This is a genomic window from Quadrisphaera sp. GCM10027208, assembly GCF_042658805.1.
GTDB lineage: Bacteria > Actinomycetota > Actinomycetes > Actinomycetales > SCSIO-59966 > SCSIO-59966.
Map to the genome: position 1 here is coordinate 47,164 of NZ_JBHSRC010000001.1, position 22,458 is coordinate 69,621.

The following is a 22,458-nucleotide window of genomic DNA, read 5'->3' on the forward strand; positions in this document are numbered from 1 at the left end:
CGCGCCGTCCTGCTCCCCCACGCCCAGCCGGGTTCGCGCACCCAGTGGCGGTGATCCGGCCTCCAGCAGCCCGGTTTTACGACCAGTAGGTGTGCGAACCCGGGCGGTGCTAGCGCAGGTCGAAGCCGAGGTCCAGGGTCGGCGCGGAGTGCGTGATCGACCCGACGGCCAGGTAGTCCACCCCGGTGGCCGCGACGTCACGGGCATTCTGCAGCCGCAGCCCGCCGCTGGCCTCGAGGCGAACCCCTCCCGCTGCCCGGGCGACCTGCACCGCGGCGCGCATGTCCTCCACCGTCATGTTGTCCAGCAGCACGAGCGTGGCGCCGGCGGCGACCGCCTGCCGGACCTGCTCGACGGTGTCGCACTCGACCTCGACGGGGACGCCCGGAGCGGCGGCCCGCACCGCGGCCAGCGCCGCCGCGACGCCTCCCGCGGCCGCCACGTGGTTGTCCTTGACCAGCGCCTCGTCGCCGAGGCCCATCCGGTGGTTGGTGCCTCCCCCGCAGCGGACCGCGTACTTCTCCAGCGCGCGCAGCCCGGGAGTGGTCTTGCGGGTGTCCCGGATCGCCGCCCCGGTGCCGGCCACGGCGTCCACCCAGGTCCGGGTGAGGGTGGCCACCCCGCACAGCCGGCCGAGCAGGTTGAGCATGGTGCGCTCCGCGGTGAGCAGCGAGCGCAGCGGCCCGGTGGCGGTGAGCACGGCCTGGCCTGGGGAGACGGGCTCGCCGTCCCGGCCGGTGAGGGTGACCTGCACCGCGCCGCCGCCCACGACGTCCAGCACCGCGGCGGCCACCGGCAGGCCGGCCAGGACGCCGGGGGCGCGCGGGACGACGTCACCGGTGCCGACGGCGTCCTCGGGTACCACGGCGTCGGTGGTCACGTCCGGCCCGAGCGCGAGGTCCTCGGCCAGCGCCGCGGCCACGACGGCCTCCACGGCGGCCGGGTCGAGCCCGGCGTCCGTCAGCGCGGTCGACGTCGTCACCGACAGCCGGCTCACCCCACCACCCCCCTCCCCACCCTCTTCGTGATCATGCAATCCCGCCACCCTCCCCACCCACTCGTGATCATGCAATCCCGCCACCCACCAGCCCCCGCCGCCCGCTCGCAGAGTGCTGGGTTGTTGGCGCAACACGCCGACGCTGCGGCGGCAGATCCAGCATTCTGTGCGTCTCGGTGGCGACGACGACCCGGCCGTCGACGAGCCGCAGCACGAGCCGGCGCGCCAGGTCGGGGCGGGTCTGGGGGGCGTCCGAGCGGCGGTGGCAGCCCCGGCTCTCCGCCCGGGCCAGCGCCGCGGTCGCCACGACGGTCGACACCAGGTGCAGCTCGGCGGCCTCCACATCGGCGAGGGTGCGCACCGGGCCGGCAGCCGGCCGCTCAGCGACACGGCTGAGGTGCGTCAGCAGCCGCTCGAGGCCGTCCCGGCTGCGCAGCACGCCGGCCCCACGGGAGGTCTCGTGCGCGGTGGCGGACCTGGTCCGCGGGTCGACTCCGGCGGCGGGGGGCGACGGGACTGCCAGGTCCCCCGCGTCGTCCGGGCCGGCCGGGTCACCCGTGCGGGCCAGGTCCCGAGCGAGCAGCCGGCCGGCTCGCGTCCCCGCCACGAAGCCCTCGGTCAGGGAGTTGGAGGCCAGCCGGTTGGCGCCGTGCACACCGGTGGCAGCGACCTCCCCGACGGCGAACAGCCCGGGGACGTCGGTCCGGCCGTCGAGGTCGGCGCGCACCCCACCGCAGGCGTAGTGCGCGCCAGGAGCCACCGGGATCGGCTCGCTCACCGGGTCCACGCCGGCGGCCCGGCAGGCGGCCAGCACGGTGGGGAACCGGCGCTCGAGCACCGCCCGGCCCAGACCGGTGGCGTCCAGCCAGACGTGCTCGGCAGCCCCGCCAGCGGCTCTGCCGGCGGCGATCGTGGCGTGGATGGCCGCCGCCACCACGTCGCGTGGTGCCAGCTCGGCCTGCGGGTGCACCGCGGGCAGGAACCGGCGTCCCGCGTCGTCCAGCAGCACGGCACCCTCGCCCCGCAGCGCCTCGGTCACCAGCACCTGCTGGCCGCGTGCCTCCGGCCCCTGCCAGAGCACGGTCGGGTGGAACTGGACGAACTCGACGTCCGCCAGCCGGGCGCCCGCACGCAGCGCGAGACCCAGCCCTCCGCCGGTGGCCGCGGCGGGGTTCGTCGTGACGTGGAAGGCCTGGCCGAGGCCGCCGGTGGCCAGGACGACGGCGCGGGCGTGCACGGACCGGACGGCGCAGAGCCGGCCGGCGTCGTCGAGGTGGCCGACGAGCAGGCCACCGGCGCGGCCGCGGCCGTCGAGCAGGACGTCGAGGGCGACGGTGTGCTCCCAGACGTCGGCCGTGGAGGCGGCCAGCGCCGCCAGCAGGGTCCGGCTGACCTCCGCCCCGGAGCTGTCGCCCCCGGCGTGGACGACGCGGCGGTGCCGGTGGCCACCCTCACGGGTCAGCGCGAGCCGCCCGCCCGCGCCGGCGGCACGGTCGAACCGGGCGCCCAGCCGGAGCAGGTCGGTGATCGCGCCGGGCGCGGCCGCGACCAGGGCGCCGACCGCCTCCTGGCCGCACAGTCCCGCCCCGGCGGTGAGGGTGTCCTCGCGGTGGGCCGTGACCGAGTCCGCCGGGTCGAGCGCCGCCGCCAGACCGCCCTGGGCCCATCGCGTCGCACCGTCGCCGGCGTGGCCCTTGACGACCACGAGCACCCGCCGGCCGCCTGCTGCCGCAGCGAGCGCGGCGGCCGCTCCGGCGACGCCGGCCCCGACCACGACGACGTCGGCGTCCACGGACTCCAGGGCAGGGGGAGGCGGCAGCTCCTCCCGTGCCGGCTCACTCACCGCCGGCCGCCGGCGTGCCGATCGCGATCATCCGCTCCACGGCCTGGCGGGCGCGGGCGGCGACCTGCGGGTCCACGGTCACCTCGTCGACACCCTCACGCAGGCAGCGCAGCAGCTTCTCCGGGGTGATCATCTTCATGTAGCGGCACACCGCCCGCTCGTTGACGGGCTCGAAGACGGTCCCCGGGTTGGCCTTTCGCAGCTGGTGCAGCATGCCCACCTCGGTGGCGACGAGGACCTTCGTAGCGCTGGTCCGGCGGGCGTGCTCGAGCATCCCCCCGGTGGACAGCACGTGGGTCCGCTGGGCGGGCAGGTCTCCGACCGACGTCAGCCACATCGCCGGGGTCGCGCAGCCGCACTCGGGGTGGATGAGCACCTCGGCCTCGGGCTCCGCGGCGACCCGCTCGCGCAGGTGGGTCGCGGAGATGCCGGCGTGCACGTGGCACTCCCCCATCCAGACGTGCATGTTCTGCCGCCCGGTCACCCGCCGCACGTGGGACCCGAGGAACTGGTCGGGCAGGAACAGCACGTCGGACTCGGCCGGCAGCGACCGCACGACGTCCACGGCGTTGGACGACGTGCAGCACACGTCGGACTCGGCCTTCACCTCGGCGGTGGTGTTCACGTACGCCACCACCACAGCCCCCGGGTGCTCGGCCTTCCAGGCGCGCAGCTGGTCGGCGGTGATCGTGTCGGCGAGCGAGCAGCCCGCGGCGGCGTCCGGGATGAGCACCGTGCGGTCGGGCGCGAGGATCTTGGCGGTCTCGGCCATGAAGTGGACGCCGGCGAACACGATCGTCGAGGCGTCGCTCCCGGCGGCGATCCGGGACAGCGCCAGGGAGTCCCCGACGTGGTCGGCGACGTCCTGGATCCGCGGGTCCTGGTAGTTGTGCGCCAGCAGGACGGCGTCCCGCTCCCGCAGCAGGCGACGCACCTGGCGCGCCCAGTCCGGGTCTAGGCCGGCCTGCCCGGCCGTCGTCGTCCCGGCCACGGTCGGTACGGGCACCGTCATCTCACGCGCCGTCATCTCGGGCTCCTCACGTCAGAGGTTATCGCCCGTCGGGCAAAAACCTGCCGGGACTGTATACCCTGCCCGGCCATGACGTCTACGTCGTCCCGGTGGCCGTGCTACCCGCACGAAGCGCTCGCCGTGGTCCTGAGCGTCCGCGACGGCCGGCTGAGCGTCCTGCTCTGGCAGCGGGCGCGGGAGCCCTTCCAGGGCTGCTGGGCCCTGCCGGGCGGAGCCCTCGGGACTGACGAGCGGCTCGGGACGTCGCTGGCCCGCCAGCTCGCGGACAAGGTCGACGTCCGGGAGATCACGCACCTCGAGCAGCTGGAGACCCGCAGCGACCCCCGGCGCGACCCGCGCGAACGGCGGCTGGCGACGGCCTACCTCGGACTGGTGCCCAGCGACAGCGACCCGGCGGTGCCCCCCGACACCGCGTGGCACCCCTACCAGGGGCTGCCAGCCACGGCGTTCGACCACGGGTCGCTGGTGGACTCCGGCGTGGCCCGGCTGCGGGCCAAGCTCTCCTACACCAACCTCGGGTTCGCCCTGGCCCCACGCACCTTCACGATCTCGGAGCTGCGGGAGATCTACACCGCCGCCCTGGGCTACGACGTGTCAGCCACGAACCTGCAGCGGGTGCTGCTCCGGCGAGGCGCCCTGCGGGCCACGGGACAGGTCGCAGCACCCGGCCGGTCCGGCGGCAGGCCGGCGGCCAGGTACGAGTTCACCAGCCGGACGCTGCAGGTCACCGACCCGTTCGCCGCGCTGCGGCCACGCTGAACCACCCCCCGGTCAGCCGTGACGACAGCCGCCTACAGCAGGTCGGCGCGCCCCGCCTCCCGCAACGCGTCGACGACCTGCTTCACGCGCTGCGCCTGGGACCTCGGGACGACGAGCACCGCGTCGGGGGTGTCGACGACGACGACGTCGTCGAGCCCGACGACGGCGACGGTCCGACCGGACCCAGGGACGACGACGCCGCGGCCACCCAGCGCCACGACGTGGCCCTCGCCGAGCACCGCCGTCCCCTCGTCCGCACCCGGCAGCAGCGCGGCCAGGGAGTCCCAGTCGCCGACGTCGTCCCAGTCGAAGGTGGCCGGCACGAGCGCCACCCCGCCGCGGGCGGCGGTCGGCTCGGCGACCGCGTGGTCGATGGCGATCCGGGTCAGCCCCGGCCACACCTCCTCGAGCACGGCCTCGCGGTGCGGCCCGTCCCAGGCCGCGGCGATCCGGTCCAGGCCGCCGGCCAGCTCGGGGTGCTCGCGCTGCAGGTGCCCGAGCAGCACGTCGGCGCGGGACACGAACATCCCGGCGTTCCACCGGTAGCCCCCCGCCGCCACGTAGGCCGCGGCGGTGGCGGCGTCCGGCTTCTCGACGAACTCCTCGGCCCGGACCGCGGTGGGCGCCCCCTCGACGTCCAGGGCCTCACCGGCCCGGACGTACCCGAAACCGGTCGCCGGACCGGTCGGCTCGATCCCGATGGTGACCACCCACCCCTGCCGGGCGACGGCCACCGCCTGCCGGACGACGTCCCGGAAGGCCTCGACGTCCCCGATCACGTGGTCGGCGGCGAAGGAGCCGACCACGGCGTCCGGGTCGCGGCGGAGCACCACGGCGGCGGCCAGGCCGATCGCCGCCATCGAGTCCCGGGGGGAGGGCTCGAGCAGCAGGTTGGCCTCGGCGAGCGCCGGCAGCTGGGCCCGGACGGCGTCGGCGTGCGGACGTCCGGTGACCAGGACCAGCCGCTCGGGACCGGTGAGCGGCTCGAGCCGGGACCACGTCGACTGCAGCAGGGTGCGCCCGGCCCCGGTGAGGTCGTGCAGGAACTTCGGCGCGGCCGCGCGGGACAGCGGCCACAGCCGGGTCCCGGCTCCCCCGGCGGGCACGACGGCCCAGAACCCCGGGAGCACGGACGACGTCACGCCGGCGATCCTGGCACGCGGGCAGGCCGGGGCGCGGCCGTCCTGAGGATGTCACTGAGGATTTCGTCACTCTCGGCGCCCGGAGCGTGGACGGGGGTGTGTGCCGCACTACAGTGACGCCATCACGGACGTCGCGGTCCGCCGGCAGCGCCCGGGTGGGCGTCCGCGTCCCGTTGCTGTCAGGAAGGAGTCCGGCCGTGCCCAGCGCACCCGGCACGTTGTACCGAGGCCAGACCGAAGGCATGTGGTCGTGGGTGGCGCACCGCGTCACCGGCTTCCTGATCTTCGTCTTCCTGCTCGTGCACGTGCTCGACACGTCCCTGGTCCGGGTCAGCCCCGAGGCGTACAACTCGGTGATCGCGACGTACAAGAACCCGGTCGTCGGCCTCGCCGAGGCCGGTCTCGTCGGCGCGGTGCTGTTCCACGGTCTCAACGGCCTGCGGATCATGCTCGTGGACTTCTGGTCCAAGGGCACCCGCTACCAGCGCCACCTGCTGTACGGCGTCCTGGGGACCTGGGTCGTGGTCATGGTGCCGTTCCTCGTCCGCCACCTCGGCAACGTCTTCGGGGGAGAGTGACCGCGATGTCGACCGCACCTGGTACCCCGGCCGCCACGACGCCGGCGCTCGACGCGCCACGCTCGCCCTACCGCCGGACGAAGTCCACCCGCAGCAACTACGAGCTCTACAGCTGGCTGTTCATGCGGCTGTCCGGCGTCCTGCTCATCGTCCTCGTCCTCACCCACCTGTTCGCCAACCTCATGGTCGGCGACGGGATCAGCGCCCTGGACTTCGGTTTCGTCGCCGGCAAGTGGGCCAGCCCGTTCTGGCAGGTCTGGGACCTGCTCATGCTGTGGCTGGCGATGCTCCACGGCACCAACGGCGTCCGCACCATCATCAACGACTACGCCGAGCGCGACGGCACCCGGATGTGGCTGAAGCTGCTGCTGTACACGGCGTTCGTCGTCGTCGTCGTCCTCGGCACGCTCGTCATCTTCACCTTCGAACCGTGCCCCGTCGGTGCGGACCCCGAGCTGCTGCCGTCCTTCTGCGCCGGCTGAGAGAGAGCGGACACCATGCAGACTCACGTCTACGACGTCGTCATCGTCGGTGCCGGTGGCGCCGGCATGCGCGCGGCCCTGGAGTCCGGGCAGCGCGCCCGCACCGCCGTGCTCACCAAGCTGTACCCGACCCGCTCCCACACCGGCGCGGCCCAGGGTGGGATGTGCGCCGCCCTGGCCAACGTCGAGGAGGACAACTGGGAGTGGCACACCTTCGACACCGTCAAGGGCGGCGACTACCTCGTCGACCAGGACGCCGCCGAGGTGATGTGCCGGGAGGCGATCGACGCCGTCCTCGACCTGGAGAAGATGGGCCTGCCGTTCAACCGGACGCCGGAGGGCCGGATCGACCAGCGCCGCTTCGGCGGGCACACCCGCAACCACGGTGAGGCCGCGGTGCGCCGCTCGTGCTACGCCGCAGACCGCACCGGGCACATGATCCTGCAGACCCTCTACCAGCAGTGCGTCAAGCACGAGGTGGAGTTCTTCAACGAGTTCTACGTGCTCGACCTGCTGATGGCGGACGGGCGCACCGCGGGCGTGGTCTCCTACGAGCTCGCCACCGGGGAGATCCACGTCTTCCGCGCCAAGTCCGTCGTCTTCGCCACCGGCGGGGCCGGCAAGGTGTACAAGACCACGTCGAACGCGCACACCCTCACCGGTGACGGGATGGCGATCGCGCTGCGCCGTGGGCTGCCGCTGGAGGACATGGAGTTCTTCCAGTTCCACCCGACCGGCCTGGCCGGCCTGGGCATCCTGCTGTCCGAGGCGGCGCGCGGCGAGGGCGGCATCCTGCGCAACAGCGAGGGCGAGCGGTTCATGGAGCGCTACGCCCCCACCATCAAGGACCTCGCCCCGCGCGACATGGTCGCCCGGGCGATGGCCAACGAGGTGCGCGAGGGCCGCGGCTGCGGTCCCAACAAGGACTACGTCCTGCTGGACCTCACCCACCTCGAGCCCGCGCACATCGACGCCAAGCTGCCGGACATCACCGAGTTCGCCCGCACCTACCTCGGCGTCGAGCCGTACACCGAGCCGGTGCCGGTGTTCCCGACAGCGCACTACGCCATGGGCGGCATGCCGACCACCGTCGACACCGAGGTGCTCGCCGACAACGACACCGTCGTCCCGGGCCTGTTCGCCGCCGGCGAGGTGGCCTGCGTCAGCGTGCACGGGGCCAACCGGCTGGGGACCAACTCCCTGCTCGACATCAACGTGTTCGGCCGCCGGGCCGGCGTCCGGGCCGCCGAGTACGCGGCGAGCGCCCCCTTCGTCGAGCTGCCCGAGCAGCCGGAGACCGACGTCGTCAACCTGCTCGAGGAGCTGCGCGGCCGCAGCGACGGCGAGCGCGTCGCCACCCTGCGGGCCGAGCTGCAGGAGACGATGGACCGCAACGCGCAGGTGTTCCGCACCGAGACCACGCTCAAGCAGGCCCTGGACGACATCCAGCGGCTGCAGCAGCGGTACCGCCGGGTGTCGGTGCAGGACAAGGGCCGCCGCTGGAACACCGACCTGCTCGAGGCGGTCGAGCTGGGTTTCCTGCTCGACCTCGCCGAGGTCATCGTGCACGGGGCGCTGGAGCGCAAGGAGTCCCGCGGCGGGCACTTCCGCGAGGACTACCCGACCCGCGACGACGTCAACTACATGCGGCACACGATGGCCTACCGGCAGGCCGAGCCGGACGGCAGCCACTCCATCCGGCTGGAGTACAAGCCGGTGACCGTCACCCGCTACCAGCCGATGGAGCGCAAGTACTGATGGCTCAGCAGAACGAGATCGAACCGGAGCAGGCGTCGGTGGAGGGCACCCCCGGCGGTCAGGACGAGCGCTCCTCGCAGGCGGCCGACGCCGGCGGCGCGGGCGTGGTGCCGACCTTCGACGTCACCTTGCGGATCCGCCGGTACAACCCCGAGACGGACGACGAACCGCACTGGGAGGACTACACCGTCACCGTGCACGGCACGGACCGGTTGCTGGACGCCCTGCACCTGGTCAAGTGGGAGCAGGACGGGTCGCTGACCTTCCGGCGCTCGTGCGCGCACGGCGTCTGCGGGTCGGACGCCATGCGGATCAACGGCAAGAACCGGCTGGCCTGCAAGACGCTGCTCAAGGACCTCAACCCCAGCAAGCCGATCACGGTCGAGCCGATCAAGGGCCTGCCGGTGGAGAAGGACCTCGTCGTGGACATGGAGCCGTTCTTCCAGTCCTACCGCGAGGTCATGCCGTTCCTCATCACCGACGGCCACGAGCCGACCCGCGAGCGGCTGCAGAGCCAGGCGGACCGGGAGGTCTTCGACGACACGACGAAGTGCATCCTGTGCGCCGCCTGCACGACGTCCTGCCCGGTGTTCTGGACCGACGGCCAGTACTTCGGGCCGGCGGCGATCGTCAACGCGCACCGGTTCATCTTCGACAGCCGCGACACCGGCTCGGACCTGCGGCTCGAGGTGCTCAACGACCGCGAGGGCGTCTGGCGGTGCCGGACGACGTTCAACTGCACCGACGCGTGCCCGCGCGGGATCCAGGTCACCAAGGCCATCGCCGAGGTCAAGCAGGCCCTCCTCACCCGCAAGCTCTAGACCCCTCCCCCGTGATCATGCAGTCCCGCCACCCCGCACGACCCCCCCGTGACCGAGTCTGTCGCGTACAGGCGCGCCTGCCGGAGCTCGTCGTGGCGGATTGGGAGGGTCAGAGTGTGCCGCAGAACTTCATCGACTCGCGGGCGGGACAGCCGTTCGTGCTACCGCCGGATCCTGTGGAGTAGCTGCCGAAGGATCATCTGGCGTCCTCCGTCTGCGATTGCGCTCGCGCGGCTGGACGTGCCGGCGGTATGCCCGGTAGCGGGGCAGCGGCGGGCGGCGTACGAGCCGTCCTCGGCCCGATGAAGGACAAGCCCGAGTTCGCGCAGGGCCACAACGCTCAAGCCGCGGCGACCGACAAGCAGATCATCGTCGGGGTGCTGTCTCGACGAACCCCACCGACCGACACCACTGGAGTGCGTGACTTCCTGCGCCGCGGCCGAAGGCGGAAGGGGGACGGTTGAGCGACGGACGACGGTGGCGGCAGCTGCGTGCAGGTGTGAGCCTCATGGTCGTGGCGCTGGGCCTCACCGTCGCGTTCAACATCGCCGGGCTGCCCTCCGCCGCCCTGTTCGGTGGGCTCGTCGCGGGGCTGGTGTACGCCTTGGGCCTGACGACGCCGATACGAGTGCCGTCCTCGGCCGGGACGGCGGCTCAGGCGGTGCTTGGCGTCACGGTCGGTGCCCTGGTGGACGTCGAGACGCTGCGGGCGGTGGGCGAGAACTGGCCGGTCGTGCTGCTGGTCACGGTCGCCACGTTGGCGCTCAGCGTAGCCACGGGCCTGGTGCTGCAGCTGCAGCGCGGCATCTCACCGGTGACCGGGGTGTTCGCGATGATCGCCGGGGGCGCGTCGGGGATCACGGCGATGGCCCGCGACCTGGGAGCGGACGACCGGATGGTTGCTGTCCTGCAGTACCTGCGGGTGCTGCTGATCGTCGTGCTGATGCCGGTGGTCGCGGCGACGGTGTACGGGGCCTCGGCGGGCGCGGGCACCGCCCTCGCACCGCCGGCCCCGCAAGGTCCCGGGTGGCCAGCCGACCTGCTGTTCACTGCGGCGTGCGCGGTGGTGGGCCTCGTGGTGGCCCGGTTGGCCCGGGTGCCGGTGGCGTCGCTGCTGGGTCCGATGCTCGCCGCTGCGGTCGCCGTCCTCGCCGGCATCTCCGACGGCGCGACAGTGCCCGACGCCTTGGCGAACGCGGCCTTCCTTGTGATCGGCCTGCAGGTCGGGGTCAGCTTCACCCGCTCCAGCCTGCGCCTGATCGGCCGAGCGATGCCGCTGGCGCTGGTGCTGATCCTCGCCCTGATCGTGGCCTGCGCCGGCCTGGGGGTGCTGCTGTCCGAGGTCGCCGGTGTCAGCCCGCTCGTCGGCTACCTGGCGACCACCCCCGGCGGGCTGTACGCCGTCCTGGCGACCGCGACGGACAGCGGAGCGGATGCCGTCTTCGTACTCGCGGTCCAGGTGCTGCGGTTGTTCGTGATGCTGCTCGGCGCCCCGCTCATAGCCGCCTGGCTACGCGCAGACCGCGCGTAACTTCCCCGGCGATGAGGATTCCTCACGGATCTTCGACCTGTCCGATACCGGTCAGCGGCACATGGCCTACCGCGCCCTGGTGCGGGAAGGGACTCCCGAGGTTCACAGAGGATCACGGGGGGTCGTACGGGGTGGCGGGATTGCATGATCACGGGGGGGTTGTGTGGGGTGGCGGGATTGCATGATCACGGGGGGGGTTGTCGGCTGAGCACGTGAAAGGTGTGCGCGTCGGGGCTCGCGTCACGGGCAGCCGGCCGTACCCTGTGCCGCGATGCGCGCCCTGTCCCTCCTGCTGGCCGCCGCGTGCGGGCTGCTGATCGCCGGCGGCCCGGCAGCCGTCCCGGCTGTCGCGGCTCCCGACAGCGCCGCCGGCGGCCAGGAGCTGCCGGTCACCGGCACCCTGCTGCCACCCGGCGTCCCGGCGCCCCCCGCGGTGGACGCGACCGGCTGGCTGGTCGCCGACCTGGACACCGGTGAGGTGCTCGCGGCGCACAACCCGCGCACGCCCCTGGCCCCTGCCAGCACGCTGAAGCTGCTGACCCTGCTCACCCTCGTCCCTGGCCTCGACCGGCAGGCCACCTGGACCGCCCGGCACGAGGACGCCGCCATCGAGGGCAGCAAGGTCGGCCTCGTCCCGGACTCGGTGTACCGCGTGGACGACCTCGTCCACGGCCTCATGCTGTCCAGCGGCAACGACGCCGCCCACGCCCTGGCCGGGCTGGCCGGTGGGATGCCGCGGGCGACCGCGCTGATGCAGGAGACCGCCCACTCGCTGGGGGCGACCGACACGGTGGTGCGCAACACCAGCGGCCTGGACGCCGACGGGCAGGTGTCCACCGCCCGCGACCTCGCGCTGATCGGACGCGCCGTCCTCGCCGACCCCGAGCTCGCCGAGGTGGTCCGTACGACCCGTTACCAGTTCCCCGGTGAGGGGACGACGTTCGACGCCAGCCGCCCGACGTTCGAGATCGGCAACAAGAACCGGCTGCTCTACGGCTACGAGGGCGCGCTGGGGCTCAAGAACGGCTACACCCAGGCGGCTCGCAGCAGCTTCGTCGGCGCCGTGGAGCGCGACGGGCACCGGTACATCGCCACGCTCATGCGCGCCGAGGGCTCGGCCTCCGGCCAGGCCCGCGACCTGCTCGACTGGGCGATCGCGCACGGGCAGCGCGTCGAGCCGGTGGGCATGCTCCCGACGGGACCGCCCACGGACGACGCCACGACGACGGACGACGCACCCGGGCCTCCCGTAGCAGGCGCGGACACAGCGGACGCCGGGGACACAGCCGGCCCAGCGGCCGACAGCGAGCTGGCCACCGCCCTGCGCAGCGACCTGCCGGAGGACCAGGCACTGCCCGCCTGGGCGGCCACCGGCCTGACCGTGCTGGCGGTCCTGCTCGCCGCCGTGGCCCTGCTGCGCGCCCGGGTGCTGCTCATCCGCCGGACCCGCCGGGTCAACCGCAGACGCGCCGGCTGACCAGCAGCCGCCCGGTGGCGGTCGACCTCTCCGTCCGGACCGGACCGGTGTCAGTTCCCACGCACCCCGTCGGTGACCGCCCGAATCGCTCCACGCACCACCCGCACCCCGGAGACGACGACCGCACCGAGCACCGCCCCGGCAGCCAACGTCACCCGGTCCGCGGAGCGCTGACCGAACGACGGAGCCATCACGTCGCGCGGCCCCGCGGCCACCGGTAGGTCCGCGACGCCGGCACGAGCCGGGACCCCGGCGCGGGCCGGGGCCCCGGCACCAGCGCCGACCGGCACCCGCCGTGCCCGCTCCTCCTCGACGCTGGTGTCGCTGGACACCCAGGCCGCGGCCAGCAGCACGATCCGGGAGACGATGTTCATCCACAGCAGCAGCCCGACGAGGGTCGCGCTGGCGGCCAGCACGGGGTTGCTGCCGCCGGCGCTGCCGAGCAGCAGGCCGCCGAACAGCTTGAGCAGGCCGAGGCCGACGGCGCCGAGCAGCGCCCCGACGCGCACCTGGCGCCAGGTCAGCGGGACGCCGGACAGCAGCCGGAACATGACGACGAACACGAGAGTGTCGACGATGAAGACGACGAGCACACCGGCGGCGCGCACGGTCAGCTCTCCGACGCTGCTGCCGTCCAGACCCACCCAGCGCAGCAGCACCCCGGCCGTGGCGTTGACCCCGACGCTCAGCACGGCGGACGCCAGGATCGTGACGCCCAGGGTGGCGAGGACGACGACGTCGAGCAGCTTCTTTCGCACCAGCGGTCGGTCGTCACGGTCCAGGCCGAACACGATGCGAATGCCCTCGCGGGTGGCGTCGAGCCAGCCGAGGCCGGCGTAGAGCGCGACGGCCAGGGCCACGGCCCCCGTCAGGCTCAGGGCATCGGTGGCGAACAGGGCGTCCGGACGGACGAGTCCGCCCTCACCGAGGTCCAGCAGACCGGGCAGCTGGGCGTCGATGGCCTCCAGCAGGGGCTCGCGCAGGTCGGAGCGGCGGCCGAGGACCAGCCCGAAGACGGTGAACCCCACGACGAGAGCCGAGCCGATGGAGAACAGCCCGGCGTAGGCCATGCCACCGGCGACGACGTTCCCGCGGCCGGCCAGGTACGTCTGCCAGGTGCGGACCGGGTGCGTCGTCGCCGCCTTGCGGGCGAGCTCCTTGCCGCGCTCGACCACGCTGTCGTCCTGGCTCACACCTGCCCCCCGTCGCCGCCGAAGCCGAACGTCTCGACCGGTCGCCACACGCCGTCCGGGCCGTGCTCGTACATGCTGAACGCCGCCACGGTGAACAGGGCCTCGTAGTCGGCCAGGGAGGTGAACGCCTCGTCCAGCGCCGACTCGTCGAGGTCGTGGGCCACGGTGACGTGCGGGTGGTAGTAGAACGACAGGTCCCGGGCCAGGACGCCGGAGCGGACCTGGCGCTCGAGCCGCTCGCAGTGCGGGACTCCCTCGGCGACCTGGACGAACACCACCGGGGACACCGGCCGGAAGGTCCCGGAGCCGCGCAGCCGCAGGTCGAACGGCTGCTGGACGGCGGCCACGGCCGCCAGGTGCCCGCGGACGTCGTCCAGCCGGTCCCGGGGGACGGTGCTCGGCGGCAGCAGGGTGACGTGCGCGGGGATGGCGCAGGCCATCGGGTCACCGAGCTCGGCGCGGCGGCGCTGCAGGTCCTCCCCGAAAGGAGGCGGCACCGGGATCGCCACCCCGATGGTGGCGGTCGCGACGCCCGCGACGTCACCGTCCAGCACGACGCTCACGGCAGGCGTCCCGGCAGGAAGCCGACGGCGTCGTACACCCTCGCCAGCGTGGCGCTCGCCCGCTGCCGGGCGCGGTGGGCACCGTCGGCGAGGACGTCGTCGAGGTCAGCGGGTTTGTCGAGGTAGGCCAGCGCCCGCTCCCGGACCGGGCCGAGGACGTCGGTGAGGACCTGGCCGAGGTCCTTCTTGAGGTCGCCGTAGCCCGCGCCGGCGTACTGGGACTCGAGGTCCGCGACGGACCGGCCGGTCAGGGCGGCGTAGATGGACAGCAGGTTCGACACCCCCGGCTTGCGCTCGGGGTCGTACCGGACGTCGGTCTCGGCGTCGGTGACGGCCGAACGGATGCGCTTGGCGTTGCGCTTCGGGTCGTCGAGCAGGTCGATGACGCCGTTCGGCGAGCTCGCGGACTTGCTCATCTTCGACGTCGGGTCCTGCAGGTCGTAGATCTTGGCGGTCTCCCGGACGATGAACGGCTCCGGGACGACGAAGGTCTCGCCGAAGCGGGAGTTGAACCGCTGGGCGAGGTCGCGGGTCAGCTCGAGGTGCTGGCGCTGGTCCTCACCGACCGGGACGTGGTCGGCGTCGTAGAGCAGGATGTCCGCGGCCTGCAGCACCGGGTAGGTGAACAGGCCGACGCTGACCCGGTCGGCGCCCTGGCGGGCCGACTTGTCCTTGAACTGGGTCATCCGGCCGGCCTCCCCGAAGCCGGTGATGCAGCCCAGGACCCAGGCGAGCTCGGCGTGCTCGGGCACGTGGCTCTGCACGAAGACGGTCGCGCGCTGCGGGTCGACCCCGGCGGCGAGGAACTGGGCGGCGGTCCGGCGGGTGCGGTCGCGCAGCAGGGCCGGGTCGTGCTCGACCGTGATCGCGTGCAGGTCGACGACGCAGTAGGTGGCGTCGTGCGTCTCCTGCATCCGGACCCAGTTGACGAGCGCCCCGAGGTAGTTGCCCAGGTGCAGGGAGTCGGCGGTCGGCTGCATCCCGGAGAACAGGCGCGGCCGTGCGGGGTTCGTCTCGGGCATGGCGGCATTCTGTCAGCCTGCCGGTGTCTGTCCTGGTGTGCACCCGTCCGGGTGATCGTAGGCTGCGCGCTGTGACCGTCCCGGCGACCGCGCGGCCCCGCAGCCTCGCCTTCCACCACGACTTCCGTCAGCTGTGGATGGGGGACGCCGTCAGCCAGGTCGGCGTCCAGCTCGTCGGCCTGGCCATGCCCGTGCTCGCCGTCCAGGTGCTCGGCGCCGACGAGTTCCAGATGGGCCTGCTCGCCACCTTCGAGATGCTCGCCTTCCTCGTCATCGGTCTGCCGGCCGGGGCCTGGGTGGACCGCTGGCGCAAGCAGCGGGTGCTCATCGCCGGGGACGTCGTGCGCGGGCTCGTGCTGCTCAGCCTGCCGGCCGCGTGGCTGCTCGACGTGCTGACGATGTGGCAGGTGTACGCGGTCGCGCTCACCGTCGGGGCGGCCACGGTGTTCTTCGACGTCGCCTACCAGTCCTACCTGCCCGACCTCGTGCCGTCCGAGCAGATCAGCGAGGGCAACTCGAAGTTGGAGGCGACCCACCAGGTCGCCCAGATCGGCGGCCCCGCGCTCGGCGGCGTCCTGATGCGGGTCGTCGGCGCGCCGCTGGCGATCGGCGTCACCGCGGTCCTCATGCTCGCCTCGACGCTGTTCGTCTGGCGGATCCGGCACGTCGAGACGCCGCCGGCGAAGGAGGACCGGCGGCCGCTGCGCACGGAGATCGCCGAGGGGCTCTCGTTCGTCGTCCGGAACCCGCTGCTCGTGCGGATCACGGCGACGACGGCGATCGGCAACTTCTTCGGGGCGATCACGGGCGCGCTCGTCGTGCTGTTCGCGCTGCGCGACCTCGGGCTCGACGAGGCGGCGCTCGGGCTCGTGCTGTCGGTCAGCGCGGTCGGCGGCCTGCTCGGCGCGCTCGTCGTCGGACCGGTGACCCGCTGGGTCGGGGAGGGCCGCACGGTGCCGCTGTCGGCGCTGGCGTCCGCCCCGTTCGCCGCGCTGACCCCGGCCGCCGCCGCGCTGCCGACGATGCCGGCGCTGTTCGTCGGCACGTTCGGGATGTCGTTGTGCCTGGTGCTCTACAACGTCGTGCAGGTGTCGTTCCGCCAGCGGCTGTGCCCGAAGCCGCTGCTGGGGCGGATGAACGCCTCGATCAGGTTCATCGTGTGGGGCACGATGCCGGTCGGGGCGTTCGTCGGTGGCGTGCTCGGCAGCAGCATCGGGATCCTGCCGACGCTGTGGATCGCGGCCGGTGGCCTGGCGGTGGCGGCGCTGCCGGTGCTGTTCTCCCCGCTGATCCGGATGCGGGACCTGCCGCGCTCGCTCGACGCGCACGCGGCACCGCCGCAGGGTCACACGTCGTAGGTGGCCTCACACGTCGTAGGTGGCCTCACACGTCGTAGGTGGCAACGACTGGCGCGTGGTCGCTCCACCGCTCGGCGTAGGACGGTGCCCGGTCGACCCGAGTGGCGACGACCCGCTTGGCGAGCTCCGGGGTGGCGATCTGGTAGTCGATCCGCCACCCGGTGTCGTTGTCGAAGGCCCGGCCGCGCCAGGACCACCACGAGTACGGCCCCGGACCCGGACCGGTGTGCGCCCGGACGACGTCCACCCACCCGAGCTCGTCGAACCACCGGTCGAGCACGGCCCGCTCCTGCGGCAGGAACCCCGCCCGGCGCAGGTTGCCCCGCCAGTTGCGCAGGTCGTCCTCGCGGTGGGCGACGTTGAGGTCACCGCAGACGAGCACGTGCCGGCCGCCGACCCGCAGGGCCTCCATCCGGTCGGTCATCTGCTGCAGGAACGCCTCCTTCTGGTCCTGCCGCGGAGTGCCGGCCTCCCCGGTGTGCACGTACACGCTGACGACGGTGAGCGGCTCGCCGCCAGCGGTGACCAGGTCCGCCTCCACCCAGCGGCCGCACGCGTCGAGCTCGGGGGCACCCACCTCGTCGCGAACCGCGGTGACCGGCAGGCGACTCAGGACGGCGACCCCGGCCCGGCCGCGGTGCCCGTCCAGGGCCGGCTCGGCGTGGGCGCAGTGCCAGCCGTCGTCGAGGTGGGCGCGCAGCACGTCGTCCGGGGCGCGAACCTCCTGCAGGCACACGACGTCCGGGGCCGCGTCCGCCAGCCAGCGGCCCATCCCCCGCCGCTGGGCGGCGCGGACCCCGTTGACGTTGACGGTGGCGACGGTGAGCACGTTCGCGATGGTAGGAGCCCACGTGGTAGGCACCTGCCATGACCTACCTGGACGACGCCCGCGCGATCGCCGGCGACCTCACCGAGCTGCGCCACACCCTGCACCGTCACCCCGAGATCGGCCTGGACCTGCCGGTCACCCAGCGCACCGTGCTCGACGCGCTGAGTGGACTGGACCTGGAGGTCCGCACCGGCGAGCGGGCGACGTCGGTGACCGCGGTGCTGCGGGGCACCGCCGACGTCCCGGACGCCGAGCGGCGCACCGTGCTGCTGCGCGGGGACATGGACGCGCTGCCGGTGACCGAGGAGGTGGACGTCGACTACCGCTCGCAGGTGCCCGGCGCGATGCACGCGTGCGGGCACGACCAGCACACGACGATGCTCGTCGGCGCCGCCCGGCTGCTCGCGGCCCGCCGCGACGAGCTGGCCGGCGACGTCGTCCTGATGTTCCAGCCCGGCGAGGAGGGCTTCGACGGCGCCGGCCTCATGATCGAGGAGGGCGTGCTGGACGCCGCCGGACGCCGTCCGGACGCCGCCTGGGCGCTGCACGTCATGTCCGGTCTCACGCCCCGCGGCCACGTCGCCTCCCGGCCGGGGCCGCTGATGGCGGCGAGCAACGAGCTGCACGTCACCGTGCGCGGGGCGGGCGGGCACGGCTCGGCGCCGCACAACGCGAAGGACCCGGTCCCGGTCGCCGCGGCGATGGTCACCGGCCTGCAGACGCTGCTGTCGCGCACGGTGTCGCCGTTCGCGCCCGCGGTGCTCACTGTCGGGCAGTTCCACGCGGGGACGAAGGCGAACATCATCCCGGACGACGCGATGTTCCAGGCGACGATCCGCTGCTTCGACGCCGGCGTCCTGGACGGCCTGGAGCGTGACACCGTCCGCTACGTCCAGGGGGTCGCGGCCGCGCACGGGGTCGAGGTGGACGTCGCGTTCCACCGGCAGTACCCGGTGACGGTCAACGACGCCGGCGCGGTGAGCACGGCCCAGGACGTCGTCGAGCGGGCCCTCGGCCCGGACCGGTGGGAGACGATGGCGGACCCGATCACCGGCTCGGAGGACTTCTCCCGGGTGATCCAGGCCGTGCCGGGGGCGATGCTGTTCCTCGGGGCATGCCTGACGGGCCGGGACTGGCGGACGGCGCCGGACAACCACTCGCCGTTCGCCGCGTTCGACGACGCCGTGCTGCCGGACGGCACCGCCGTCTACGCCGAGCTGGCGGCGCGGACCCTGACCCGCTAAGCCGGCTGAACTCGCTCGGCCGCCTCCACGACGTTGGCGAGCAGCATCGCCCGGGTCATCGGCCCGACGCCGCCCGGCATCGGCGCCACCCAGGCGGCGACGTCGTGCACGCCGGGGTCCACGTCCCCGACGAGCCGCGCCTTGCCGGTCTGCTCGTCGACGACCCGGGTGATGCCGACGTCGAGGACGGCGGCGCCGGGGCGCACCATGTCCGCGGTGAGCATCCCGGGCACCCCGGCGGCCGCGACGACGACGTCCGCGCCGCGGGTGTGCTCGGCGACGTCTCGGGTGCCGGTGTGGCACAGGGTGACCGTGGCGTTGACGTCCTTGCGGGTCAGCAGCAGGCCGAGCGGCCGGCCGACGGTGACGCCGCGGCCGATGACGCACACCCGGGCACCGGCCAGGGCCACACCGTGCCGGCCGAGCAGCTCGACGATCCCGCGCGGGGTGCACGGCAACGGGGAGTCCAGCGGTCCCGCCACCCGCAGCACGAGCCGCCCGAGGTTGGTCGGGTGCAGCCCGTCGGCGTCCTTGGCCGGGTCCATCAGCTCGAGCACCCGCTGGCTGTCCAGGCCGCGGGGCAGCGGCAGCTGGACGATGTACCCGGTACAGGCCGGGTCCTCGTTGAGCCGCCGGACGGCGTCCTCGACGTCCTGCTGGGAGGCGTCGGCGGGCAGGTCGACCCGGATCGAGGCGATCCCGACCTCCGCGCAGTCCCGGTGCTTGCCGGCCACGTAGGAGCGGCTGCCCGGGTCGTCGCCGACGAGCACGGTGGCCAGACCGGGCTCGATGCCCCGCTCCCGCAGGGCGCTCACCCGCTGCGCGAGCTCGGCCTTGATGGTGGCCGCGGTGGCCTTGCCGTCGAGGACTCTCGCAGTCACCAGTGCTCCAGGCCGCGGTAGAGCGGGAACGCCTCGGTGAGCGCCCGCACCCGCCCGCGCAGCTCGTCCGTGTCACAGGACGGCTTCAGGGCCTCGGCGATGATGTCGGCGACCTCGGCGAACTCCTCGTCGCCGAACCCGCGGGTGGCCAGCGCCGGGGTGCCGATCCGCAGCCCGGAGGTGACCATCGGCGGGCGCGGGTCGAACGGGACGGCGTTGCGGTTGACGGTGATCCCGACCGAGTGCAGCCGGTCCTCGGCCTGCCGGCCGTCGAGCTCGGAGTCGCGCAGGTCGACCAGGACGAGGTGGACGTCGGTGCCGCCGGTCAGCACCGAGACCCCGGCCTGCGCGACGTCCGGGCGGGTCAGCCGCCCGGCCAGCACCCGGGCGCCGGAGACGGTGCGCCGCTGCCGCTCGCGGAACTCCTCGGTGGCGGCGATCTTGAAGGCCACCGCCTTCGCCGCCACCACGTGCATGAGCGGCCCGCCCTGCTGGCCCGGGAACACCGCCGAGTCGATCTTCTTGGCGTGCTCCTCGCGGCACAGGATGGTGCCGCTGCGCGGTCCGGCGAGGGTCTTGTGCACGGTGGTCGTCACGACGTCCGCGTACGGCACCGGTGAGGGGTGCTCACCGGCGGCGACCAGCCCGGCGAAGTGCGCCATGTCCACCATGAGGTAGGCGCCGACCTCGTCGGCGACCTCGCGGAACGCCGCGAAGTCCAGCTGCCTCGGGTACGCCGACCAGCCGGCGATGATGAGCCTGGGCCGGCGCTCCAGGGCGATCCGGCGCACCTCGTCCATGTCGACGCGGAACGTCTCGGGGTCCACCCCGTAGGCGGCGACGTCGTACAGCCGGCCACTGAAGTTGATCTTCATCCCGTGGGTGAGGTGGCCACCGTGGGCCAGCTCGAGGCCGAGGATGGTGTCCCCCGGGCGGATGAGGGCGTGCATGACCGCCGCGTTCGCCGAGGCGCCGGAGTGCGGCTGGACGTTGGCGTGCTCGGCGCCGAACAGGTCCCGCACCCGCTGGCGGGCCAGGTCCTCGGCGACGTCGACGTACTCGCACCCGCCGTAGTACCGGCGTCCGGGGTAGCCCTCGGCGTACTTGTTCGTCAGCACCGACCCGGCGGCCTCGAGCACCGCGCGGGGCACGAAGTTCTCGCTGGCAATCATCTCGAGGGTGTCGCGCTGGCGGCCGAGCTCCTGCTCCAGGACGCGGGCGATCTCAGGGTCGACCTCGGCGAGCGGCTGCTCGGTCACGGACGTGGACGTCGGGACGTCGGTCACGGCGGGCTCCTCGGGACGGCGGCGGCGCCAGGTTACGGCACCCCGGCCGCGCTCCCGCCGCACCACTACGCTGGCCGCCCGTGACGACCCCCCTCGTGCTCACCCTGACCTGCCCGGACGGGCCCGGGATCGTCCACGCCGTCACCGGGGTGATCGCCCACCTGGGCGGCAACATCACCGAGAGCAAGCAGTTCGGGGACCCCGGCACCGGCCTGTTCCACCTGCGGCTGCAGGTCGACTCCCCCGCGTCGCGGACCGACCTCGAGGCGGCGTTCGCCCCGGTCGCCCAACGGTTCTCGATGGACTGGCAGCTCGACGAGGTGGGCCGGCCGACCCGGACCCTGGTGCTGGTGAGCAAGGCCGCGCACTGCCTCAACGACCTGCTGTTCCGGCAGCGCTCCGGGCTGCTGCCGATCGAGGTGCCGGCCATCGTCGGCAACCACGAGGACCTGCGCCCCCTGGCGGACTTCTACGGCGTCCCGTTCCACCACGTGCCGGTCACCCCGCAGACCAAGCCGGACGCCGAGGCCCGCCTGCTCGAGCTCGTCGAGGACCTCGACGTCGAGCTCGTCGTCCTGGCCCGGTACATGCAGGTGCTCAGCGACGACCTGTGCCGGCGCCTCGAGGGCCGGGTCATCAACATCCACCACTCGTTCCTGCCGAGCTTCAAGGGCGCCCGGCCCTACCACCAGGCCCACGAGCGCGGCGTCAAACTCATCGGGGCCACCGCTCACTACGTCACCGCGGACCTCGACGAGGGGCCCATCATCGAGCAGGACGTCGAGCGGGTCGACCACACGATGACCGTCGCCGAGCTCGTCGCCATCGGCCAGGACGTCGAGGCGCAGGTGCTCTCCCGCGCGGTGCGCTGGCACGCCGAGCACCGGGTCCTGCTCGACGGGCACCGCACCGTCGTCTTCCGCTGACCGCCGCCGGGGCACCCGGGCTCCGCGCCCCACCGCGCCAGGGGTTCGCACACCCAGTGGCGGTAAAACCGGGCTGCCGAGGGGCGGACCACCGCCACTGGGTGTGCGAACCCCGCTGGGTGCGGGATGCTGCTGGTCAGGACGAACGTCCCGGCAGGTTCGGGTCCTGCGCCCCTGCGCTCAGCGTGCCGATGCCGATGGAGTAGTGGCACACCGGGAAACCCCCGGGAACGACGACCAGGCACGACCCAACACGACCAACAGGAGAAGCCATGGCCACCACCTCGGCCACTCGCACCGGCACCGACCAGTCCAGGCTCGTCCGCACCCTCGGCATCATCGTCATCATCGGCGGGCTCATCCTCGCCATCGGCGGCGCCACCACGTGGGGCCTCGTCCAGAGCCAGCTGTCCGCCGAGAAGGTCACCGTCGCCGAGGACGCCTCCTTCCTCGCCGGCGACGAGGTCAACGGCCCCTTCAGCGCCTACGCGCAGGCCGAGATCATCAACGAGCACGCCCTCAAGGCCTCCGGCGGCAAGACCTACGCCGAGCTGGCGCAGGACGACCCCACCCGCGCCACGGTGATGAACGCCTCGTTCCTGCGGGCCTCGCTGTTCACCTCCGTGGTCTCCTTCGGCGTGGCCGCGATGGCGATGGGCCTCGGTGTCCTGTTCCTGCTCGTCGGCTACGCCCTGATGAAGGTGGCGCCGGCGACCGCCCGCTACTGACGCGAGCCGC

The 22,458-nt window shown here is 73.4% G+C and carries 22 protein-coding genes; 12 read left to right on the forward strand and 10 right to left on the reverse strand.

Going from position 1 to position 22,458, the window contains the following annotated elements; all coding sequences use genetic code 11:
- Nucleotides 1-109: 109 nt before the first annotated feature.
- From nadC to nadA, 3 genes are all read right to left on the reverse strand, one after another.
- Nucleotides 110-997, reverse strand: a complete 888-nt coding sequence (gene nadC, locus ACFP6A_RS00230) for a carboxylating nicotinate-nucleotide diphosphorylase (protein ID WP_379600652.1) — start codon at nucleotides 995-997, stop codon at nucleotides 110-112.
- Between the two features lie 67 nt (nucleotides 998-1,064).
- Nucleotides 1,065-2,840, reverse strand: coding sequence for an L-aspartate oxidase (nadB, locus tag ACFP6A_RS00235; RefSeq protein ID WP_379600653.1), 1,776 nt, complete (start codon nucleotides 2,838-2,840; stop codon nucleotides 1,065-1,067).
- Nucleotides 2,833-3,867, reverse strand: coding sequence for a quinolinate synthase NadA (nadA, locus tag ACFP6A_RS00240; protein ID WP_379600655.1), 1,035 nt, complete (start codon nucleotides 3,865-3,867; stop codon nucleotides 2,833-2,835). The genes nadB and nadA overlap by 8 nt, the downstream gene beginning before the upstream one ends.
- 72 nt (nucleotides 3,868-3,939) lie before the next feature.
- Between nadA and ACFP6A_RS00245 the strand changes: the two genes are divergently transcribed.
- The gene (locus ACFP6A_RS00245) at nucleotides 3,940-4,629 is read left to right on the forward strand and encodes an NUDIX domain-containing protein (RefSeq protein WP_379600656.1); all 690 of its coding nucleotides are present in this window, start codon (nucleotides 3,940-3,942) and stop codon (nucleotides 4,627-4,629) included.
- Nucleotides 4,630-4,661: 32 nt separating this feature from the next.
- Here ACFP6A_RS00245 and ACFP6A_RS00250 read toward each other — a convergent pair whose 3' ends face one another.
- On the reverse strand, nucleotides 4,662-5,771 hold the full coding sequence (locus ACFP6A_RS00250) for a mannose-1-phosphate guanylyltransferase (RefSeq protein WP_379600657.1): 1,110 nt from the start codon (nucleotides 5,769-5,771) through the stop codon (nucleotides 4,662-4,664).
- A 197-nt stretch (nucleotides 5,772-5,968) separates the two neighbouring features.
- On the opposite strand from ACFP6A_RS00250, the gene sdhC reads away from it, so the two are divergent.
- From sdhC to ACFP6A_RS00285, 7 genes are all read left to right on the forward strand, one after another.
- Nucleotides 5,969-6,349 carry a succinate dehydrogenase, cytochrome b556 subunit gene (gene sdhC, locus ACFP6A_RS00255; protein ID WP_379600658.1) on the forward strand — a complete coding sequence of 127 codons (381 nt, stop codon included), beginning with the start codon at nucleotides 5,969-5,971 and terminating at the stop codon, nucleotides 6,347-6,349.
- Nucleotides 6,350-6,354: 5 nt separating this feature from the next.
- Complete coding sequence (locus ACFP6A_RS00260) at nucleotides 6,355-6,831, forward strand: succinate dehydrogenase hydrophobic membrane anchor subunit (RefSeq protein WP_379600660.1); 477 nt, start codon at nucleotides 6,355-6,357, stop codon at nucleotides 6,829-6,831.
- A gap of 15 nt (nucleotides 6,832-6,846) precedes the next feature.
- Complete coding sequence (sdhA, locus tag ACFP6A_RS00265; RefSeq protein ID WP_379600662.1) at nucleotides 6,847-8,589, forward strand: succinate dehydrogenase flavoprotein subunit; 1,743 nt, start codon at nucleotides 6,847-6,849, stop codon at nucleotides 8,587-8,589.
- On the forward strand, nucleotides 8,589-9,410 hold the full coding sequence (locus ACFP6A_RS00270) for a succinate dehydrogenase iron-sulfur subunit (RefSeq protein WP_379600664.1): 822 nt from the start codon (nucleotides 8,589-8,591) through the stop codon (nucleotides 9,408-9,410). The genes sdhA and ACFP6A_RS00270 overlap by 1 nt, the downstream gene beginning before the upstream one ends.
- 302 nt (nucleotides 9,411-9,712) lie before the next feature.
- A complete protein-coding gene (locus ACFP6A_RS00275) occupies nucleotides 9,713-9,874 on the forward strand; it encodes a hypothetical protein (RefSeq protein WP_379600666.1) in 162 nt (53 codons plus the stop codon).
- Nucleotides 9,871-10,941, forward strand: a complete 1,071-nt coding sequence (locus ACFP6A_RS00280) for an AbrB family transcriptional regulator (RefSeq protein WP_379600667.1) — start codon at nucleotides 9,871-9,873, stop codon at nucleotides 10,939-10,941. Before ACFP6A_RS00275 ends, ACFP6A_RS00280 begins: the two co-directional genes overlap by 4 nt.
- Before the next feature lie 271 nt (nucleotides 10,942-11,212).
- A complete protein-coding gene (locus ACFP6A_RS00285) occupies nucleotides 11,213-12,418 on the forward strand; it encodes a D-alanyl-D-alanine carboxypeptidase family protein (protein ID WP_379600668.1) in 1,206 nt (401 codons plus the stop codon).
- A gap of 50 nt (nucleotides 12,419-12,468) precedes the next feature.
- On the opposite strand, the gene ACFP6A_RS00290 is transcribed toward ACFP6A_RS00285, so the two are convergent.
- Genes ACFP6A_RS00290 through trpS form a run of 3 tightly spaced genes read right to left on the reverse strand, consistent with a single transcriptional unit; the run spans nucleotide 12,469 to nucleotide 15,196 of the window.
- Nucleotides 12,469-13,611: a YihY/virulence factor BrkB family protein gene (locus ACFP6A_RS00290; RefSeq protein WP_379600670.1), complete on the reverse strand. Its 1,143-nt coding sequence runs from the start codon at nucleotides 13,609-13,611 to the stop codon at nucleotides 12,469-12,471.
- Nucleotides 13,608-14,174, reverse strand: coding sequence for a 2'-5' RNA ligase family protein (locus ACFP6A_RS00295; protein WP_379600671.1), 567 nt, complete (start codon nucleotides 14,172-14,174; stop codon nucleotides 13,608-13,610). The genes ACFP6A_RS00290 and ACFP6A_RS00295 overlap by 4 nt, the downstream gene beginning before the upstream one ends.
- Nucleotides 14,171-15,196 carry a tryptophan--tRNA ligase gene (trpS, locus tag ACFP6A_RS00300; RefSeq protein ID WP_379600672.1) on the reverse strand — a complete coding sequence of 342 codons (1,026 nt, stop codon included), beginning with the start codon at nucleotides 15,194-15,196 and terminating at the stop codon, nucleotides 14,171-14,173. Before trpS ends, ACFP6A_RS00295 begins: the two co-directional genes overlap by 4 nt.
- A 71-nt stretch (nucleotides 15,197-15,267) precedes the next feature.
- Here trpS and ACFP6A_RS00305 point away from each other — a divergent pair, with 71 nt between their 5' ends.
- The gene (locus ACFP6A_RS00305) at nucleotides 15,268-16,554 is read left to right on the forward strand and encodes an MFS transporter (protein ID WP_379600673.1); all 1,287 of its coding nucleotides are present in this window, start codon (nucleotides 15,268-15,270) and stop codon (nucleotides 16,552-16,554) included.
- A gap of 25 nt (nucleotides 16,555-16,579) precedes the next feature.
- Here the strand turns inward: ACFP6A_RS00305 and ACFP6A_RS00310 are convergent, their stop codons facing one another.
- On the reverse strand, nucleotides 16,580-17,383 hold the full coding sequence (locus ACFP6A_RS00310) for an exodeoxyribonuclease III (RefSeq protein ID WP_379600674.1): 804 nt from the start codon (nucleotides 17,381-17,383) through the stop codon (nucleotides 16,580-16,582).
- A gap of 38 nt (nucleotides 17,384-17,421) precedes the next feature.
- Between ACFP6A_RS00310 and ACFP6A_RS00315 the strand changes: the two genes are divergently transcribed.
- Nucleotides 17,422-18,627 carry a M20 family metallopeptidase gene (locus tag ACFP6A_RS00315; RefSeq protein ID WP_379600676.1) on the forward strand — a complete coding sequence of 402 codons (1,206 nt, stop codon included), beginning with the start codon at nucleotides 17,422-17,424 and terminating at the stop codon, nucleotides 18,625-18,627.
- Here ACFP6A_RS00315 and ACFP6A_RS00320 read toward each other — a convergent pair.
- Both ACFP6A_RS00320 and glyA read right to left on the reverse strand, forming a co-directional pair.
- On the reverse strand, nucleotides 18,624-19,508 hold the full coding sequence (locus ACFP6A_RS00320; RefSeq protein ID WP_379600678.1) for a bifunctional methylenetetrahydrofolate dehydrogenase/methenyltetrahydrofolate cyclohydrolase: 885 nt from the start codon (nucleotides 19,506-19,508) through the stop codon (nucleotides 18,624-18,626). The two genes, ACFP6A_RS00315 and ACFP6A_RS00320, sit on opposite strands and share 4 nt — an antisense overlap.
- Nucleotides 19,505-20,794, reverse strand: a complete 1,290-nt coding sequence (gene glyA / locus ACFP6A_RS00325; RefSeq protein ID WP_379600680.1) for a serine hydroxymethyltransferase — start codon at nucleotides 20,792-20,794, stop codon at nucleotides 19,505-19,507. Before glyA ends, ACFP6A_RS00320 begins: the two co-directional genes overlap by 4 nt.
- Before the next feature lie 80 nt (nucleotides 20,795-20,874).
- Between glyA and purU the strand changes: the two genes are divergently transcribed.
- Together purU and ACFP6A_RS00335 are read left to right on the forward strand one after the other, a co-directional pair.
- On the forward strand, nucleotides 20,875-21,720 hold the full coding sequence (gene purU / locus ACFP6A_RS00330; RefSeq protein ID WP_379600682.1) for a formyltetrahydrofolate deformylase: 846 nt from the start codon (nucleotides 20,875-20,877) through the stop codon (nucleotides 21,718-21,720).
- 272 nt (nucleotides 21,721-21,992) lie between these two features.
- Nucleotides 21,993-22,448 carry an aromatic ring-opening dioxygenase LigA gene (locus ACFP6A_RS00335; protein ID WP_379600684.1) on the forward strand — a complete coding sequence of 152 codons (456 nt, stop codon included), beginning with the start codon at nucleotides 21,993-21,995 and terminating at the stop codon, nucleotides 22,446-22,448.
- Nucleotides 22,449-22,458 lie beyond the last annotated feature (10 nt).